Annotated in this window: 19 protein-coding genes; 9 read left to right on the top strand and 10 right to left on the bottom strand. The window is 71.1% G+C overall.

The window, feature by feature from the left end; all coding sequences use genetic code 11:
• Nucleotides 1-16: 16 nt before the first annotated feature.
• The 3 genes from BMZ18_RS08220 to BMZ18_RS08210 all read right to left on the bottom strand — a co-directional run bounded on the left by BMZ18_RS08220 (nt 17) and on the right by BMZ18_RS08210 (nt 3,167).
• Entirely contained in the window at nt 17-985 is a 969-nt protein-coding gene (locus BMZ18_RS08220) for a sigma-70 family RNA polymerase sigma factor (protein WP_068362221.1), read from the bottom strand.
• Nucleotides 986-1,135: 150 nt separating this feature from the next.
• On the bottom strand, nt 1,136-2,644 hold the full coding sequence (locus tag BMZ18_RS08215) for a DUF7782 domain-containing protein (protein WP_068362292.1): 1,509 nt from the start codon (nt 2,642-2,644) through the stop codon (nt 1,136-1,138).
• An 82-nt stretch (nt 2,645-2,726) separates the two neighbouring features.
• Nucleotides 2,727-3,167 (bottom strand): DUF3099 domain-containing protein, encoded by a 441-nt coding sequence (locus BMZ18_RS08210; RefSeq protein ID WP_082833811.1) that lies wholly within the window; start codon nt 3,165-3,167, stop codon nt 2,727-2,729.
• A gap of 93 nt (nt 3,168-3,260) precedes the next feature.
• On the opposite strand from BMZ18_RS08210, the gene BMZ18_RS08205 reads away from it, so the two are divergent.
• On the top strand, nt 3,261-3,500 hold the full coding sequence (locus BMZ18_RS08205) for a DUF3039 domain-containing protein (protein ID WP_068150753.1): 240 nt from the start codon (nt 3,261-3,263) through the stop codon (nt 3,498-3,500).
• Here BMZ18_RS08205 and BMZ18_RS08200 read toward each other — a convergent pair.
• Nucleotides 3,473-4,591 carry a YihY/virulence factor BrkB family protein gene (locus BMZ18_RS08200; RefSeq protein ID WP_082894969.1) on the bottom strand — a complete coding sequence of 373 codons (1,119 nt, stop codon included), beginning with the start codon at nt 4,589-4,591 and terminating at the stop codon, nt 3,473-3,475. The two genes, BMZ18_RS08205 and BMZ18_RS08200, sit on opposite strands and share 28 nt — an antisense overlap.
• Nucleotides 4,592-4,830: 239 nt before the next feature.
• Between BMZ18_RS08200 and BMZ18_RS08195 the strand changes: the two genes are divergently transcribed.
• Nucleotides 4,831-6,573, top strand: a complete 1,743-nt coding sequence (locus tag BMZ18_RS08195; RefSeq protein WP_068362220.1) for a DEAD/DEAH box helicase — start codon at nt 4,831-4,833, stop codon at nt 6,571-6,573.
• Between the two features lie 98 nt (nt 6,574-6,671).
• Here BMZ18_RS08195 and BMZ18_RS08190 read toward each other — a convergent pair whose 3' ends face one another.
• Nucleotides 6,672-6,866 (bottom strand): DUF7455 domain-containing protein, encoded by a 195-nt coding sequence (locus tag BMZ18_RS08190; protein WP_068362285.1) that lies wholly within the window; start codon nt 6,864-6,866, stop codon nt 6,672-6,674.
• 251 nt (nt 6,867-7,117) lie between these two features.
• On the opposite strand from BMZ18_RS08190, the gene BMZ18_RS08185 reads away from it, so the two are divergent.
• Both BMZ18_RS08185 and BMZ18_RS08180 read left to right on the top strand, forming a co-directional pair.
• Nucleotides 7,118-8,032, top strand: coding sequence for an EamA family transporter (locus BMZ18_RS08185; RefSeq protein ID WP_068362217.1), 915 nt, complete (start codon nt 7,118-7,120; stop codon nt 8,030-8,032).
• The gene (locus BMZ18_RS08180) at nt 8,029-8,364 is read left to right on the top strand and encodes a DUF952 domain-containing protein (protein ID WP_068362216.1); all 336 of its coding nucleotides are present in this window, start codon (nt 8,029-8,031) and stop codon (nt 8,362-8,364) included. The genes BMZ18_RS08185 and BMZ18_RS08180 overlap by 4 nt, the downstream gene beginning before the upstream one ends.
• A 22-nt stretch (nt 8,365-8,386) precedes the next feature.
• Here the strand turns inward: BMZ18_RS08180 and BMZ18_RS08175 are convergent, their stop codons facing one another.
• Complete coding sequence (locus BMZ18_RS08175; protein WP_068362215.1) at nt 8,387-9,727, bottom strand: RNA polymerase sigma factor; 1,341 nt, start codon at nt 9,725-9,727, stop codon at nt 8,387-8,389.
• 175 nt (nt 9,728-9,902) lie between these two features.
• The gene (ppgK, locus tag BMZ18_RS08170; RefSeq protein ID WP_082833813.1) at nt 9,903-10,715 is read right to left on the bottom strand and encodes a polyphosphate--glucose phosphotransferase; all 813 of its coding nucleotides are present in this window, start codon (nt 10,713-10,715) and stop codon (nt 9,903-9,905) included.
• A gap of 118 nt (nt 10,716-10,833) precedes the next feature.
• Here ppgK and BMZ18_RS08165 point away from each other — a divergent pair, with 118 nt between their 5' ends.
• The gene (locus tag BMZ18_RS08165; RefSeq protein ID WP_371828490.1) at nt 10,834-11,751 is read left to right on the top strand and encodes an inositol monophosphatase family protein; all 918 of its coding nucleotides are present in this window, start codon (nt 10,834-10,836) and stop codon (nt 11,749-11,751) included.
• A 33-nt stretch (nt 11,752-11,784) separates the two neighbouring features.
• On the opposite strand, the gene cei is transcribed toward BMZ18_RS08165, so the two are convergent.
• Nucleotides 11,785-12,465, bottom strand: coding sequence for an envelope integrity protein Cei (cei, locus tag BMZ18_RS08160; protein WP_068362212.1), 681 nt, complete (start codon nt 12,463-12,465; stop codon nt 11,785-11,787).
• A 533-nt stretch (nt 12,466-12,998) separates the two neighbouring features.
• On the opposite strand from cei, the gene BMZ18_RS08155 reads away from it, so the two are divergent.
• The gene (locus tag BMZ18_RS08155; protein WP_068100871.1) at nt 12,999-13,301 is read left to right on the top strand and encodes a DUF4193 domain-containing protein; all 303 of its coding nucleotides are present in this window, start codon (nt 12,999-13,001) and stop codon (nt 13,299-13,301) included.
• Between the two features lie 129 nt (nt 13,302-13,430).
• On the opposite strand, the gene BMZ18_RS08150 is transcribed toward BMZ18_RS08155, so the two are convergent.
• A complete protein-coding gene (locus BMZ18_RS08150; protein WP_068105582.1) occupies nt 13,431-13,934 on the bottom strand; it encodes a DUF3093 domain-containing protein in 504 nt (167 codons plus the stop codon).
• A gap of 68 nt (nt 13,935-14,002) precedes the next feature.
• On the opposite strand from BMZ18_RS08150, the gene dut reads away from it, so the two are divergent.
• Together dut and BMZ18_RS08140 are read left to right on the top strand one after the other, a co-directional pair.
• On the top strand, nt 14,003-14,554 hold the full coding sequence (gene dut / locus BMZ18_RS08145; RefSeq protein WP_082894966.1) for a dUTP diphosphatase: 552 nt from the start codon (nt 14,003-14,005) through the stop codon (nt 14,552-14,554).
• Between the two features lie 2 nt (nt 14,555-14,556).
• Complete coding sequence (locus tag BMZ18_RS08140; protein ID WP_068362209.1) at nt 14,557-15,417, top strand: DUF3710 domain-containing protein; 861 nt, start codon at nt 14,557-14,559, stop codon at nt 15,415-15,417.
• A gap of 15 nt (nt 15,418-15,432) precedes the next feature.
• Here the strand turns inward: BMZ18_RS08140 and BMZ18_RS08135 are convergent, their stop codons facing one another.
• A complete protein-coding gene (locus BMZ18_RS08135) occupies nt 15,433-16,167 on the bottom strand; it encodes an alpha/beta fold hydrolase (protein WP_068362280.1) in 735 nt (244 codons plus the stop codon).
• Nucleotides 16,168-16,326: 159 nt separating this feature from the next.
• Between BMZ18_RS08135 and BMZ18_RS08130 the strand changes: the two genes are divergently transcribed.
• Nucleotides 16,327-16,704, top strand: coding sequence for an OB-fold nucleic acid binding domain-containing protein (locus BMZ18_RS08130; RefSeq protein ID WP_068100877.1), 378 nt, complete (start codon nt 16,327-16,329; stop codon nt 16,702-16,704).
• Nucleotides 16,705-16,709 lie beyond the last annotated feature (5 nt).

The following is a 16,709-nucleotide window of genomic DNA, read 5'->3' as shown; positions in this document are numbered from 1 at the left end:
TGTCGTATGCGGTTCGTCAGCTGGCGTAGGACCGCAGCCGCTCGGCGCGGTCGCCCTGGCGCAGCTTGCCCATGACCTCGCGCTCGATCTGGCGCACCCGCTCGCGGGACAGTCCGAACAGCTTGCCGATCTGATCGAGGGTGCGCGGCTGACCGTCGTCCAGGCCGTAGCGCAGGCGGATGACCTGCTGCTCCCGCTCGTCGAGGGTGGCCAACACGCTGCGCACATCCGTGTGCAGCAGACCGGCGATGACGGCGTTCTCGGCGGAGGTGGCCTCCGAGTCCTCGATGAAGTCACCCAAAGGCGCTTCCTCGTCGCTGCCGACCGGCATGTCGAGGCTCACCGGGTCCCGGCTGTGATCGAGCAGATCGGCGATCTTCTCGACCGGGATGCCCGACTCCTCGGCCAGCTCGTCGTCCGTGGCCTCGCGACCGAGCTGCTGATGCAGTTCGCGCTTGATCCGGGCGAGCTTGTTGACCTGTTCGACGAGGTGGACGGGCAGGCGGATGGTGCGGCTCTGATCGGCCATGCCGCGGGTGATGGCCTGACGGATCCACCAGGTGGCGTAGGTCGAGAACTTGAAACCCTTGGCGTAGTCGAACTTCTCCATCGCCCGGATCAGTCCGAGGTTTCCCTCCTGGATGAGATCGAGCAACGGCATGCCGCGGCCGGTGTAGCGCTTGGCCAGGGACACGACGAGTCGCAGATTGGCCTCGAGCAGGTGTGCCCGGGCCGAGCGACCCTCGCGGACGATCGTGGCCAGGTCACGCTTCTTGGCGGCCGTGAGGCGTTTGCCGGTGGCGAGAACGTGGGCGGCATAGAGCCCCGCCTCGATCTTCTTGGCCAGCTCGACTTCCTCGGCAGCGGTGAGCAGTGCGGTGCGGCCGATACCGTTCAGGTAGACGCGCACGAGGTCCGCAGCCGGGCTCTGGGCATCGAGATCGGCTTCGCTCGGGCGCGGACGAACGGTGGTGGGGCTGGTCATGACGTGCCTCCTGATCGGTGGTGTCTCACCCGCTTCAACGTCGAGACACCTCCCGAAAGTTCCCACCGCGGCCGACCGTCAAACCATCTGGCCTGCGGATTCGCACCTCTCGCCCTGAGAAGTTGCTGAGAGAAAGGATCGGGCTCGCCGTCAGTGCGGTCGCGGGGAACCGGCCGGGCGCACGAGCCCGTGCACCACCAGTGCGGACACCAGAGCGACCGCGCCCGGCATCAGTTCCTCGGAGTCGACACCGCGCGCCGCGGCCAGGAGTTCCACCACGTCGGCCAGCGGCAGACCGTCCGCCCGCAGGCCGGCAAGCACCGCCGCACCGTCCGCGTCGATCTCGTGCTGCCAGGCCGGCCCGTCGCCGCGGTGGACCCGACGGACCACCGTCGACCACCCACCCTCGGGGTCGGGCAGGGCGACGTCCTCGTACGCGGTGGCCGGATGCACCGCATATCGCTCCTCGGCCACGTCGTGGGTGCGGAGCCAGTCGAGTCGGTCGAACACGTCGAGGGCCTCGTCGCCCAAGGGGTCTTCGAGGCCGTGGCGCAGATCCTCCGCGAGCACGGCCGTCGGTCGATCGGTCCGCCGCAGGTACACGAAGCCGAAGCCGACTCCGGTGACGTCGGCGTCCTCGAGGCGGGCGAGCCACCGCTCGGCCAGCGCGTCCGCCGCCGGTGTCCGGGGGTCGAGCCCGCCGTCGCGCAGCCAGGTCCCCACGTGCAGGGCGGGATCGGCGACGTCGCGTTGCACGATCCACGCGTCCACCCCGTGATCGGGCAGCCACGACGCGACTCGGGAGCGCCAGTCCTCCCCGTCGACGTGGATCCAGGCAGCGAGCAGGGTGGCGGTCCCGCCGAGTTCGAGGTGATCCGGCGCGGTGGACACGACCACTCGACTGGCCCCGTCGAGGTCGAGCCCGGAGTCGCGGTAGGAGTGGGTCACGTCCCCGGTGCCCACGACGAACGGGGGGTTGGCGACGATGCGGTCGAAGCGGCGGCCGGCCACCGGGTCGAACCACGGCCCCGCCATCACCTCGACCTCGAGGTCGTTCAGCGCCGCCGTCACGCGCGCCAGCACCACGGCCCGCGCGGACAGATCGGTGGCGGTGACCCGAGCGGCGTAGGCGCACGCGTGCACGGCCTGCACGCCGCATCCGGTGCCGAGATCGAGCAGCGTCACCGGCCCGTCGGTGCGCGTGGGGGTCGCCCGTACCAGGGACAGGGACGCGTGGCCGACGCCGAGCACGTGGTCCGCGCCGATGGCCACCTCGCGGGTGCTGCCGTCGATGTCCGAGACCACCCAGCGATTCCCGTCGCCGAGGTCGAGCGGCCGGACGTCGAGGAGAGTGCGGACGACCGAGCCGCTCGGGCGCGCGAGCAGTCCGGCGCGCTCGGCGTCGTCCGGGTCGACCGGTGCCAGTGCGGTCCGCGCCGCCTCGACGTCGACGTCGTCGGCCAGGAGAAACAGACGTACCAGAGCGCCGAGGTCACCCAACGTTCGGCAGCGGCGTCGTACCGGGGTCGGTTCACCTCGACCCAGCGCGTCGTGCACCTCGGTGCCCAATGCCGCCAGGATGCCGTCGGCCGTGAAGCCGACACGCTCGAATGCCTCGCGCAGCGGGGGCGCGAGGCGCAGGAGTGCGGACTCGTCGATCGGTGGGGAGTCGGCGGGACGCGTCGGGTCTGGTCCGGTCACGCGGTCGAGCGTAGCCAGGGTGCCGGACGCCGGACTTCGCTCAGGTGCCGACGGGTCCCGGCCGCTTCGCCGTGACCGCCGCGCGGGTCGCGGCCTCGGCAGTCGGCGTGTCGTCCACGTCCGCGTCGACCGTCACCACCGGGTGAGCGGACGACTCGATCGCCGTCGTGTTCTGCGCGCGCCAGCCGTACCGGCTGGGCTCGTCGTCGGAGCGCGGCGGGCGGTCGTTCGCGATCAGCACCGCCATCCACGGCAGCGGGATCGACGCGCCGACGATCGCCATCGCGATCCACGGGTTCTGCCACGCGGCGTACGCGAGCGCCGCGAGGACCAGCGCCGGGATGCGGAACGACATGATGAAGAGGTATTTGCGGACACGCGCGCGGTGTTGCTCCTCGACCGACGTGTGTGCCTCGGTGATCAGAACCGCCCGGCGAACGTCCTCTCGGGCGGACTGGCGTGAGGTGCCGTCTTGTGCCATGACTCCACTGTGTCACTGTTGAACGAACTGTGCAGTAATCCTGGTCGTGACATGTCCGACGCCGCCGTCGGGAACAACCGTCATAATCGAAGGATGAGCAGCACGCAGACCATCGAACGGCCCGACGTCACCACCGACGAGACCACCGACGACGACACTCCCAAGTTCTTCCACTACGTCAAGAAGAACAAGATCGCCGAGAGCGCGGTCATGGGCACGCACGTCGTCGCGCTGTGCGGGGAGGTCTTCCCGGTGACGAAGTCGGCCAAGCCCGGATCGCCGGTGTGCCCGGAGTGCAAGAAGGTCTACGACGGCTTGCGCAAGGGTGACTGAGCCGAGTCCGGCCGTGGTGATCCGGCCGTGTCCGGCCGGTTACCTCGGCCGTCCTGGCGACCGAGCCTGACGGGTCCGGTCGCCAGCCGCCCGAGGGCGCCGGTGGCCGGCTCGACGGCCTTGGTGTTCACCCAGTCCTTCACCTGCTCGAGCCGCGAGGCGCGGGCGGGCCAGAACTCCTGGACGGTCGCGTTGAACTCCGCGCCGAGGACCACGGCGAAGCCGAGGAAGAACGTGAAGAGCAGGAAGGCGATCGGCGTGGCCAGCGCGCCGTAGGTGTACCCCGTTCCGGTCACCCAGGACAGGTAGCCGCGCAGCACCGCGCTGGCGACCATGAAGAACACGCCGGCGAGCAACGCGCCGCCGAGCAGTCGATGCCACGGCAGCGAGGTGTGCAGCGCCACCTTGTAGAGCGTGGTCAGTCCGACGATGAGCAACAGACCCACGCCGGGGTAGTAGGCGACGTCGATGACGGTGGACCCGATCTCGTACCAGGACGACGGGAGCACGCGGCCGATCATCGACGGCCCGAGGGCGACGAGGGGCAGCACGAACACCGCCACGATCAGGAAACCCACGTAGAGGAGCAGGGCGAAGATGCGCTGCCACACGGGATTGCGCGCGTCCTGCTGCCCGTGCGCGGCGACTATCGAGTCCACGAACGTGGAGATCGCCGACGATCCCGCCCAGAGCGAGAGCAGGAAACCCACCGAGACCACCGGCCCGTGGCCGCTCGCGAGGATGTCCCGGACCGTCGGGCCGATGATTTCGTCCACGACGTTGTCGCTGAACAGCGTGCTGCTGAAGGTGAGAATCTTCGACTCGATGATGTCGAGGGTGTCCGGACCGAACCACGCCGCCACGGACGTGAGGCTGCCGAGCAGGGCCAGGATCAGCGGCGGCAGCGACAGCGTCTGCCAGAACGCGGCCGTCGCGGACTCGGAGAAGATCGAGTCGTCCCACGCCTTGCTCGCGGTGCGTGCGACGACCCGCCACGCCGTCGTCAGCGGCCGACCCGGTACCGGTCCGCGGGCGTCGGCCGTCGGCGTCTCGGGCGAGTCGGTCGGGTTCGGGTTCTCGGGCGCGGACATGGTTCTTCCAGCATGACGGACGGCGCCGAGAGATGCGGCGGTGCCGGGCGGCGTGTCACCGCGTCCTGGGGATTGGTCGGTCCGTCGCGCGGGCGGCTAGGGTTGCCCGCGGTGTGCAGGAGAGCGGTGTGTGCGAGCGGTGGGGACGAAGCGAGTGAGCCGGACGGGAGTTCCATGCCACGGACGGAGGGAGTTCTCGTGAGGCCGTTCGCCCCGTCGACCCGAGCCGGGGTGGGCCGATGACGGCCGGTGTCGACGACACGCCGCGCGGCGCCACCGGGGTGACTCTTCCCCCGCTGCGAGCCTGGCAGCGACGGGCCCTGACCAAGTATCTGTCCGCGGGTCCGCGCGACTTCCTGGCCGTCGCGACGCCGGGCGCGGGCAAGACCACCTTCGCGTTGCGCGTCGCCCTGGAGTTGCTCGGTGACCGCACCGTGGATCGAGTCACGGTGGTCGCCCCGACCGAGCACCTCAAGCATCAGTGGGCGGAGGCGGCGGCCCGCGTGGGTCTGGCGTTCGACTCCCGCTTCTCCAACAGCACGGGGTCGACGTCGGCGGACTACCACGGCATCGTCGTCACCTACGCCCAGGTGGCATCGCATCCGGCCCGGCACCGGGTCCGCACCGAGTCCTACCGCACGCTCGTCATCCTCGACGAGATCCACCACGGCGGTGACGCCAAGAGCTGGGGCGAGGGCATCCGGGAGGCCTACGGCGACGCGACGCGGCGTCTGGCGCTGACCGGAACGCCGTTCCGCAGCGACGACAGTCCGATCCCGTTCGTGTCCTACGAGCCCGACGAGGAAGGCCTGCCGCGCTCGCGACCGGACCACAGCTACGGCTACGCCGACGCGTTGGCGGACGGCGTCGTGCGTCCCGTGGTGTTCCTGGCGTATTCGGGGGAGGCGCGGTGGCGTAACAGTGCCGGCGACGAGTTCTCCGCGCGGCTCGGGGAGCCGCTGAGCGCCGAGCAGACCGCGCGGGCGTGGCGGACGGCGTTGGATCCGTCGGGGGAGTGGGTGCCGTCGGTGCTGACGGCCGCCAACACTCGCCTTCACCAGTTGCGCGCCGGCGGGATTCCCGACGCGGGCGGCCTCGTCATCGCCTCGGACCAGACCACGGCACGGGCCTACGCGGGCACCCTCGAGGCGTTGACCGGGGAGACGCCCACGCTGGTGCTGTCCGACGACCCGACCTCGTCGTCACGCATCGCCGAGTTCGGCGCCGGTACGTCGGCGTGGATGGTGGCGGTGCGCATGGTGTCCGAGGGTGTCGACGTGCCGCGTCTGGCCGTCGGCGTCTATGCGACCAGCGCTTCGACGCCGCTGTACTTCGCGCAGGCGATCGGGCGGTTCGTGCGGTCACGCCGCAAGGGCGAGACCGCGAGCGTCTTCCTGCCCTCCGTCCCGGTGCTGCTGGACCTCGCGAGCAAGCTCGAGGCTCAGCGAGACCACGTCATCGGCAAGCCGCACCGCGAGAAGGACGGTCTCGACGACGACCTGCTGGCGGACGCGAACCAGCAGAAGGACGAGCCCGGCGAGGAGGAGAAGGCGTTCACCGCGCTGGGCGCCGACGCCGAACTCGACCAGGTGATCTTCGACGGGTCGTCGTTCGGGACGGCGACGTTCTCGGGCAGCGACGAGGAGGCCGACTATTTGGGTCTGCCCGGTCTGCTGGACGGGGACCAGATGCGTGCTCTGCTGCGCAAGCGCCAGAGCGACCAACTCGCGGCGCCCAGTCCCACCCCGCCCCCGGCGCCGACTCCGGCTGCGCCCGCGGGTGCCGGACGGGCGGGGGACGCCGGAAAGCTGGCTGACCTCCGGAAGGAGCTGAACTCGCTGGTGGCGATGCAGCACCACCGCACCGGCAAGGCGCACGGCATCATCCACGGCGAGCTGCGGCGCACCTGCGGCGGACCGCCGACAGCCATAGCGACGGCCGAGCAACTCGCCGAGCGCATCGCCGCCCTGCGGTCCTGGTGACGCCGGCCCGGTGGATCGGCCGTGCCCGCGTCACACACGACGACGGCGGGCGACCACCTGAGGTGGTCGCCCGCCGTCGGGTCGGAGTAGTCGGGGCCTCAGGCCATCGCGTCGGCGTCGGAGACGATCGTCGCGTTCATCTCGCGGAGACGGTCTTCGTGCTCGTTGGCGTGGTGGCGGCAGAACAGGAGCTCACCGCCGGTGGCGAGGACGGCGCGCACCCGTGCGCCTGCGCCACAGCGGTCGCATCGGTCCGCCGCTGTGAGGGTCGTGTCTGTCATCAATCCGGGCATGACGCCTCCGTACTGACCGCGACTCACGGTCCTGGGATCGGTCCTCCGCGCCGGTGCGACGCGGTTCGTTCACTCTGTCAGACGTATAGCCGTCGTGCCTTGTTCCCACGCAGGACACGATGTGTTGTCACTAACACGAAACATGCTGGCCAGGGCCTCGGGGGCGGAGACGTTCGCTGAGGGCAGAACGTCGTGGCGGGGCTCGGACCCTCGACGACGGCCGGCCGCAGCTCCTCGCTAGCGTTCTCGGCGTGGCCCCCGACGAGACGCGCTCCGCGCCGCGCACCTTCCCCGGATGGGCGGTTCCGGGGGTCTTCGTCGTCGGTGCTGTGGCGCAGTACCTCGGCGCCGCCGTGGGTGTCTTCCTGTTCGACACGACGTCCCCGACGACGGTCGCCTGGCTTCGCGCCGCCGGCGCCGCCGTCGTCCTGCTCGCGTGGCGGCGTCCGTGGCGCATGCGGTGGACCCGACGATCGGTGATCGCCGCGACCGGCTTCGGCGTGGTGACCGTGGCCATGAATCTCGCGTTCTACGAGGCGATCGCCCGCATCCCGCTCGGGACGGCCGTGGCCATCGAATTCCTCGGACCGGTCGCGGTGGCCGCCCTGGGATCGCGACGTCCGCGGGATGTCCTCGCGCTCCTCCTGGTGGTCACGGGAGTGGCGCTGGCCGCGGGAGCGACCGGTGACGTCGGCGCCGTGGGAGTGGCCTTCGCGCTGGGCGCCGCCGCGCTCTGGGCCGCCTACGTGGTGCTCGGCACGGTGGTCGCCGACGCCGGGCGGGGGCTGGATTCCTTGGCCGTGGGCATGGGCGCCGCGGCGCTGGTCCTCGCCCCGATCGGACTCACCCCACAGCTGCTGGAGAATCCGAGCGTCTTCGCCCACCCCGCGACGTGGCTCCTGGGCCTGTGCATCGGACTGCTGTCGTCGGTGGTGCCCTACGCGCTCGATCAGGTCGTCCTGCGCTCGGTCGGCCGGGCGCGCTTCGCCCTCCTGCTGGCCCTGCTCCCCACCACGGCGACGGTGGTCGGGTTCCTGGTACTCCGTCAGCTCCCCACCGCGGGCGAGGCACTGGGCATCGCCTTCGTCGTCGTCGCGGTGGCACTCGGGGGCGTCGAGCGGCGACCCCGTCCGGATCTCGAACCCGCACCGAAAGGACGGACATGACGGATCTTCTGCACCTGTGCAGCGAGCAGGACTGGGCGACGTATCGCGCGGCCGGGGAGATCGTGCCGCCGTCTCTGACGACGGACGGATTCGTCCACCTCTCGACGCCGGAGCAGGTTCACCTGCCGGCGAACCGGCTCTTCCGGGGACGCACGGACCTCGTGGTTCTGCACGTGGATCCCGAGGCGCTGCCCGGCGAGGTGCGGTGGGAGCCGGGTGTGCCCGGCGATCCCGCGTCGATGCGCTTCCCGCACCACTACGCGGCGATTCCGGTGAGCGCCGTGCGCCGGGTGGAACCGTGTCCACCCGGCGACGACGGGCTGTTCGGCTGACGCCGAGAGGTGACTCAGGCGGTCAGTCCAGGTAGTCGCGCAGTACCTGGGACCGGCTGGGGTGGCGCAGCTTGGACATCGTCTTGGACTCGATCTGACGGATGCGCTCGCGCGTGACGCCGTAGACCTGGCCGATCTCGTCGAGTGTGCGCGGTTGACCGTCGGTGAGGCCGAAACGCAGACGGACCACACCGGCCTCGCGCTCGGACAGGGTCTCGAGCACGGACTGCAACTGGTCCTGCAGCAACGTGAAGGACACGGCGTCGACGGCGACCACGGCCTCCGAGTCCTCGATGAAGTCACCGAGCTGGCTGTCGCCCTCGTCACCGATGGTCTGGTCGAGCGAGATCGGCTCACGCGCGTACTGCTGGATCTCCAGCACCTTCTCCGGCGTGATGTCCATTTCCTTCGCCAGCTCCTCCGGCGTGGGCTCGCGGCCCAGGTCCTGGAGCAGCTCGCGCTGGATGCGGCCGAGCTTGTTGATGACCTCGACCATGTGCACGGGGATGCGAATGGTGCGGGCCTGGTCGGCCATCGCGCGCGTGATGGCCTGCCGGATCCACCACGTGGCGTACGTGGAGAACTTGTAGCCCTTGGTGTAGTCGAACTTCTCGACCGCGCGGATCAGACCCAGGTTGCCTTCCTGGATGAGGTCGAGGAAGGCCATGCCGCGGCCCGTGTAGCGCTTGGCCAGCGAGACCACGAGGCGGAGGTTCGCCTCCAACAGGTGGTTCTTGGCGCGGTTGCCGTCGCGGCAGATCCAATTCATGTCCCGGCGCTGCGCGACGGGGAGCTTCTCGCCCTTCTCGGCGGACTCGGCCATCAACTGCGTGGCGTACAGGCCCGCCTCGATGCGCTTGGCCAGTTCCACCTCCTCCTCGGCGTTGAGGAGGGCGACCTTGCCGATCTGCTTGAGGTAGGCACGGACCGAGTCGGCCGACGCGGTGAGCTCGGCGTCCTTGCGGGCCTGCCGCAGAGCCTCCGACTCCTCCTCGTCCCACACGAAGTCGCCGGAAGCCTTGTCCTCCGCGGTGGGCTCCGCCGTGGCGTCGTCCTCACCGTCCTCACCGACGGCGACGACCTCGACCACGTCGGACTCGGCGCCGAGCTCGCCTTCCGGAACGTCGAGATCGGCGATGTCGCCGGGGTTCTCGTCGGCGTCATCAACCGCGGGCGACGTGGCCTTCTTGGCCGGAGCCTTCTTCGCCGCCGTCTTCTTGGCAGCGGCGCCGCGCGGGGCGGCCTTCTTGGCGGGAGCCTTACGAGCCGCCTTCTTGGCGGGAGCCTTCGCAGGTGCGGCGACCGCAGCGTCCGCGGTGTCGGTCGCGGTCTCTACGGTCTGACGAATGTCGGTGGCTGCCACGTACGCCCTTTCGTGACGGTGTCGTGCGGCGTCACGCCAGAGTGTTCTTCCGGCGGAGAGGTCTGTCGGATTTCCCGGCATCGCAGCCGGGGCGTGGACCATTGTAACGACCGCGCGGGCGGTTCGAGACCGCGCGAGTCGAGCGGGCCGGTCCGACCGACCGGACCCCGCCGTGTCAGGGGGCGACGCGGGACGTCGAGGCAAGGGCCGCCCCGACGATGCCCGCCGTGTTGCGCAGGGTGGCGGGTTGGACGGGCGTGCGATTGGTCAGCAGCGGGATCCACTTCTCGGCCTTGCGGCTGATGCCCCCGCCGGCGATGAACAGGTCGGGCCAGAAGAGGTCCTCGATGCGTTCCAGCACGCGGGAGACCTCCTTGGCCCACTGCTTGTAGGAGAGGTCGTTCTCCTCCTTGATTCGCGACGCGGCGCGGTGCTCGGCCTCCTTGCCGTCGACCTCCATGTGCCCGAGTTCGGTGTTGGGCAACAGGACGCCGTTCTGCAGGATGGCCGAGCCGATTCCGGTGCCGAACGTGAGCAGGATGACCACGCCCTTGGTGTCCCGGCCACCGCCGAACTTGTCCTCGGCGATACCGGCGGCGTCCGCGTCGTTGAGCACGGTGACGTTGCGCCCGCCGAGGTGCTCGGCGAAGAGGGCACCGGCGTCCGTGCCGATCCAGGCCCGATCGACGTTCGCGGCCGTCCGCGCGACGCCGCCCGTCACGACGCAGGGCAGGGTGATGCCGACGTCCCCGGTCCAGTCGAAGTGATCGACGATGGCGCGGACCGTCTCCGCCACGGCCTGCGGCGTGGACGGCTGCGGGGTCTCGATCTTGTGCCGTTCGCCGATCAGCTCGCCGGTGGCCAGGTCGACGATGCCGCCCTTCACGCCGCTGCCGCCGACGTCGACGCCGAACCCCCGGCCCGACGGGGCGGTGCCGGTCCGGTCGGCGATGGACACGGGTCCGGGATCGGTGGGGCCGTTCGACATGCGTGCATCCTCCTCGGGCAGCGGGCGAGCGGAACCTGGCGCTCGCGGATCACCCTAGTTGCTCGGGACGGCCCGGGACGGGGCGGCGCGTCGGTCCGCGATGTGGTCGGATTGGGAGGTGACATCGTCGAGGGAAACCCCGCTGCCCGCCGACCGTTCTCGTGCCGACGACGACCCGGAGTCGCTGCAGCGCATCGCCGTCGACGTCGCGCGCGAGGCCGGTCGACACATCGCACGCCGCCGACCCGAGGTCTTCGGGCGCGGCGGCGCCCCGTCCGTGGCGGACGCCGTGCAGTCCAAGTCCACGCCCACCGACCCGGTCACCGTGGTGGACACCGAGACCGAGCACGTGGTGCGGGAGCGACTCGCCGAGCGACGGCCGAACGACGACGTGTTGGGCGAGGAAGGCGGGGGAGCGAGGCAGGCACCGTCGGGGGTGCGCTGGGTGGTCGACCCCATCGACGGCACCGTGAACTTCCTCTACGGCCTGCCCGCCTACGCGGTCTCGGTCGCCGCGCAGGTGGACGGTCGGTCCGTCGCGGGCGCCGTCGAGGACGTCGTCCGACGCCGGACGTACGCTGCCCGACTCGGCGGCGGCGCGTGGGTCAGCGACGACGGCGGGGAGTGGATCCGCCTGTCCGTCCGAGACGTCGACGACGTGTCGATGGCGTTGGTGGCCACCGGGTTCGGCTACGGCGCGGCCCGTCGCCGCCGCCAGGGCGAGGTGGTGGGCGCCCTGCTGCCGCAGGTCCGCGACCTGCGCCGGGTGGGCTCGGCGGCGCTCGACCTGTGCATGGTCGCGGAGGGGCAGGTGGACGCCCACTTCGAACACGGCCTCTCGCCCTGGGACTGGGCGGCCGGCGCGCTGATCGCGGCGGAGGCGGGTGCGCGGGTGCGCACCCCGTCGCCGCACTCGCGCAGCAGCGACGGCGAGGTCACCGTGGCGGCGGCGCCGGGTGTGGCCGACGCGTTCTCGGCCCTGCTGGACAGCCTCGGAGCCTTGGGTCCCATTCCGGACGGCGCCGGCGCGCAGTAGTCGTCTCGGCGCAGTCGTCGCGGCGACGCCGTCTCAGCAGTCGACGGTGCGCGCCGCCTGCAACAGGTCGAGGTCGAGGGCCGGTGCGGGCTGACCGGGCGGCACCTCGGCGAGCGTGCGGACCACTTCCTCGGCGTCCGTGTTGGGTTGCAGCGCACGGAAATTGGTGCCGAGCGCGAGATCGACCGTGTCGTCCGCGCGGTCGTCGCGCACGAATTCCGCGCACGGCGCGACGAGCGCGACGGTGCCGGCCGCGGCGACGCCGGCCTCCCCGAACCTGATCTGCGCGATGCACTGCATGTTCTGATCGACGTACACCGGGTCGTTGCCCACCTGGACGTCGGGAGCGCTGGCGTAGCCGTAGTTGTTCAGATCCGCCGCGATCTCGGCGGCCTGGCCGCCCTGACCGTTGGCGTTGAACACCCGCACCCTCGTGGCCGCGAGCGGGAGCGGCTGGGACTCGTCGACGACTCCGGCGTCGACCACCTCGCCCAGCGCGGCCGCCGTCGGTGCCGTCGGATCGGACGGCGGCTGGGGCGCGTTGCACGCCACCGCCTCGGTACCCGTCTCGGTGGCCGTCAGTACTCGCACCCACACCGCGGCGCCGGCCAGGGCAAGCACCACCAGCACGATCAGAATCGGAGCCGGGCGACGGCGGCGGAACGGCCGGCCGCGATCGTCGGTGGACGATCCCCCGGTGATGTACGAAACCACGTTGGCGGCTGCCCTTCCGTCGTCGGTCCCCGCCCGGGGCAGGTCCCGGAGGCGCCGGACCGGCGGGGTGTCGCGCTCACTGTAGTGGCCGCTGTCGCCCGACAGGGCGCAGGATCGCGCCCGGCGCCCGACAGGGCGCAGGATCGCGCCCGGCGCCCGACAGGGCGCAGGATGGCGCGGTGCTTTCGATCCGGTCGGGCGTCGGCTATTGTCTGGCGGCCCGGCCAGGAATGGCCGGCCCGCCCGCGCCATCGGCGGCGCAGGTCATCCGCAGCGGCCTCGGCTGCGAATGGACGTCGGACACGTTGCCCGAAGGGGCGGGAACGACCTATCGGGAACAACTCGACCCGAATGGCTGTTCGGCCACGAACACCGTTCGGAAGCACCGCGTGCGGTGCGACCGAGGATGTAGGAACGCGAGGAACGAGTTCGTCGAACAAGAAGCGGTCGACGTCTTGCACATCCCCCACGAAGGCGATCGAGAGGATCGGGGCACCCATCCCGGTCCTGCAGGAAGGTAAGGGGACACGGTCATGGCTACCGATTACGACGCACCACGGCGTACCGAATCCGACGACGTGTCGGAGGACTCGCTGGAAGAACTGAAGGCACGACGCAACGAGGCGCAGTCCTCCGTCGTCGACATCGACGAGACCGACACCGCGGAGTCGTTCGAACTGCCCGGCGCCGATCTCTCGGGCGAGGAACTCTCCGTCCGGGTTGTCCCGAAGCAGGCGGACGAGTTCACGTGTTCGAGCTGCTTCCTCGTTCATCATCGGTCGCGACTGGCCGAGGAGAACGGAGGCGCTCCGATCTGCCGCGACTGTGCAGCCTGATCGCCGGCGCGGCGGGCCGGCCTGATCGAGCCGTCTCGATCCGCAGGAATCACGTACCGGGCACCCGACCACGTCGGGTGCCCGTTGTCGTGTCGCGGGCGTGTCTTGCGGGGGACGGCGCGGGCGAGCTCAGCTGCCGTGGACGAGGGCCGCGACGACGTCGTCCGGACGGCGGCTGCTGACCAGCCAGTAGGGCGTCGGATCGTCCTCGTCGTCGAGGACCACCAGAACCATCGTCTTCACCCAGGACCGGTTGAGGACGAACGCCGCGGGATCGAGCTGACGGCCCAGTGCCGCGCTCTTCGCCGACGCAGGGACGGCGGCCGCCCGCGAGACGACGGAGGCCGGCAGGGTGGCCTTGCCCGCGAGCAGGTACCGCTCGCCGTCGCGCTCCACCACGCGCACGCGGGTGCGCCCCAGGCGCGCGACGATCCACACCGCGAACGGCACGAGGACCAGGTACGGCAGCCAGGCCGGGATGCCGGGCGATCCCAGGTGCACCTCGGCGGAAAGGATCGCGGCGACGCCGACACCGGCGAACCAGTACCAGAGCGGGACGCCGAGCCGCTCGTCGTGCAGGACGGTCTCGGCCGTGCCCGCCCGGTTCGGACGCTGCGTGTCGTTCTCTCCCACGGTCACCAGGGTAGTGCGTGCGGTGCGACGGTCCGCCGCGTGCGGGTTGCCGGGTAACGTCGTCGACCGTGACCGACCCCCATTCCGGACCCGACGACGGCGCATGGTCCGTGTCGTTTCGCCGGCTCGATCCGTCCGTCCCCGTTCCCACGCGCGCGCACGCGGGGGACGCCGGCGTGGACCTCACCGCCACCGAGGACGTCGTGATCGACCCGGGCGCGCGGGTACTGGTGGGAACCGGGATCGCCGTCGCGTTGCCCGTGGGAACGGTGGGGTTGATCCACCCTCGGTCGGGCCTCGCAGCGCGGACGGGACTGTCGGTGGTGAACACCCCGGGCACGATCGACGCGGGTTATCGCGGCGAGATCAAGGTATGTCTGATCAACCACGACAGGTCGACGCCCATCGAGTTGCGACGCGGCGATCGGGTGGCGCAGTTGGTGGTGCAGCGGGTGGAGTTGCCCCGATTCGTCGAGGTGGACACCCTGGACGAGACGACGCGCGGTCACGGCGGGTACGGCTCGAGCGGCGGTCATGCAGCGCTGGGTGATGCGCCGACGGTCCAGCGGACGTCGACACCCGGGGACGGCCCCGCCGCGAGCGCGAGCGAGAAGGAGTGAGCATGTTCGGCAGGAAGAAGAAGCGGGACCCGCACGACGAGGAGGCCGCGGCGGACGCGACGTCTCTCGCACCGGAGTCCGACGACCCGGGTCCCGACGCGAGTGGATCCGACGACGTCGATGCTGCCGACGGGACCGTCGATCCCGACAGCGGCCCGTGGTCCATCGAGGATCGTGAGGGCGAGCGCGAGGAGATCGCGCAGGGTCGCCTCGACCTCGGCTCGGTGTTGTTGCCTCTTCCGGCGGGCGGGCAGCTGCAGGTCGAGATGACGCAGCAGGGCACGCCGCAGGCGGTGCACATCGTCACCCAGCACGGGCGGATCACGGTGGCGGCGTTCGCGGCGCCGAAGTCGCCCGGGCAGTGGCGGGAGGTGGCCACGGAACTGGCCGACACCCTGCGGCGGGACAACGCGACGGTGTCGGTCGAGAGCGGACCGTTCGGACGCGAGGTGGTGGGTCTGACCGCCGGCGGCGAACTCCGTTTCATCGGGGTCGACGGGTACCGCTGGATGATTCGCGGGGTCGCGACGGGTCCGGCGGGGTCCGTCGGTGCCGAGTCGCCGTTGGTCCAGCAGGCGCGTGCGGTCGTGGCGGGCACCATCGTGGATCGGGGATCCGATCCGCACCCGGTGCGCACTCCGCTGCCGGTCACGCTCCCACAGGCGCTCGCGCAGCAGCTCGCGGCGGCGCAGCAGCAACAGCAGGCAGCGGCCCGGCAACAGGCCGCCCAGCAAGCGGCCGCCCAGCAGCAAGCAGCAGCTCAGCACCAGGCGGCCGGCCCGCAGCAGCCGTCCACCGAGGACCCGAACGCCGGTGGTGGTCGACGCGGCCCGTCCGGGTCGGCGATGCAGCAACTGGGCTGACCGGCCGCCGCCTCCTCAGGCGGACGCCTCGGACAGGACGGCCACGGCGTCCCGGGCGCACCGTCCGAGCACGGCGCTGTCCCGGCCGACCTCGTCGAGCGTCGTCGTCGTGATCGCGCCGCGCCGCGCCGCGGCCGTCCACGCCCGGGCGACCGACACCGGATGGACGGGATCGCCGTCGACCCCGACGACGGCCACCGGGACGTCGAGTGCCGCAAGATCGCTCGTCGTGGGCGACGGGTAGGCGGCCGCCTCGTCGAGGGCGTCCGGGAGCGCCGGCCACTGCGACCGCCAGGACGGCGCCAGCGTGCGTACCAGCCAGTCCGGGCTGGACGCGGCCATGCGGTCCAGGGTGACCTCGAGGCCGTCGCGGCGCAGCATCTCGGCCGAGCCGCGCGCCAGGACCGCGGCGGGGGCGGAGTCCGGGTCGCCCGTCCAGGCGGGCATCACGGCGATCACGCCGTCCACCACGCCGTCCGCGGCGCCGGATCGGGCGCGGTCGAGGAGCCAGCGCGCCGCCACCGCGGCCCCGATCGACACCCCGCCGACGAGCAGGCGCCCGCCTCGGTGTTCAGCCTCGCGGGCCGCGTCGTCGAGTGCGCGTCGATACCCGGCGATCAGGTCGGACGGGGTCGGATCGACCGCGACCGACGACCATCCCGCCGCCGCCGACGCGGGACCGAACGCCGCCCGGACGAACGCGGCGTCCGATCCGGTGCCCGGCAGCATCACGAGGGTGGTGTCCGTCATGGAGGCGGCTCCTTCGCGGTCCACTCGAGGTCGGTCGTCGGACGTGATTCAGCAGACGCTCGAGGGGTGTGGTGGGGCATGCGGTCGGGGTCTACAGTGGCGCTGACAGAAGCGAAACACCAGTCGCGGACGGCCCGCGCAAACGCTCCAGGAGCAACCATGGCACCCGCTGCCGCAGGATACTTCCGACGCATGGCTCGGAAGTTGACCGAGGACATCGACCAGCTCGATGCCGAGGACATGGAGTCGGAGTCCCGGGCGTCCGGTGCGCAACGCGCCTGCGACTGTTCCCGCGGTGACGAGGTCACCATGATCGGTCGCCTCCGCAGCGTCGAGGCGTGCAGCAAGTCCGCCAACGCCGCCGTCCAGGCCGAGTTCTTCGACGGCACCGACACGCTGTCGCTCGTGTGGATGGGTCGTCGCAAGATCGCGGGTATCGAGTCCGGCACGCAGCTCCTGGTCCGGGGACGGGTGGGCGAGCGCGACGGGCGCAAGGTCATCTACAACCCCTACTACGAGTTGCGGTCCGGAGACTGACTCCG

It is taken from the genome of Rhodococcoides kroppenstedtii (assembly GCF_900111805.1).
Classification (GTDB): Bacteria; Actinomycetota; Actinomycetes; order Mycobacteriales; family Mycobacteriaceae; genus Rhodococcoides; species Rhodococcoides kroppenstedtii.
The sequence above is the reverse complement of the archived record's forward strand: the minus strand, read 5'-3'. Positions and strand labels throughout refer to the sequence as shown.

Excerpts from the sequence above, each read along its gene's own strand:
- BMZ18_RS08220 (WP_068362221.1), bottom strand. The coding sequence starts at position 985 with ATGACCAGCCCCACCACCGTTCGTCCGCGCCCGAGCGAAGCCGATCTC.
- BMZ18_RS08210 (WP_082833811.1), bottom strand. The coding sequence starts at position 3,167 with ATGGCACAAGACGGCACCTCACGCCAGTCCGCCCGAGAGGACGTTCGC.
- BMZ18_RS08205 (WP_068150753.1), top strand. The coding sequence starts at position 3,261 with ATGAGCAGCACGCAGACCATCGAACGGCCCGACGTCACCACCGACGAG.
- BMZ18_RS08200 (WP_082894969.1), bottom strand. The coding sequence starts at position 4,591 with ATGTCCGCGCCCGAGAACCCGAACCCGACCGACTCGCCCGAGACGCCG.
- BMZ18_RS08195 (WP_068362220.1), top strand. The coding sequence starts at position 4,831 with ATGACGGCCGGTGTCGACGACACGCCGCGCGGCGCCACCGGGGTGACT.
- BMZ18_RS08190 (WP_068362285.1), bottom strand. The coding sequence starts at position 6,866 with ATGCCCGGATTGATGACAGACACGACCCTCACAGCGGCGGACCGATGC.
- BMZ18_RS08180 (WP_068362216.1), top strand. The coding sequence starts at position 8,029 with ATGACGGATCTTCTGCACCTGTGCAGCGAGCAGGACTGGGCGACGTAT.
- ppgK (WP_082833813.1), bottom strand. The coding sequence starts at position 10,715 with ATGTCGAACGGCCCCACCGATCCCGGACCCGTGTCCATCGCCGACCGG.
- BMZ18_RS08155 (WP_068100871.1), top strand. The coding sequence starts at position 12,999 with ATGGCTACCGATTACGACGCACCACGGCGTACCGAATCCGACGACGTG.
- BMZ18_RS08140 (WP_068362209.1), top strand. The coding sequence starts at position 14,557 with ATGTTCGGCAGGAAGAAGAAGCGGGACCCGCACGACGAGGAGGCCGCG.
- BMZ18_RS08135 (WP_068362280.1), bottom strand. The coding sequence starts at position 16,167 with ATGACGGACACCACCCTCGTGATGCTGCCGGGCACCGGATCGGACGCC.
- BMZ18_RS08130 (WP_068100877.1), top strand. The coding sequence starts at position 16,327 with ATGGCACCCGCTGCCGCAGGATACTTCCGACGCATGGCTCGGAAGTTG.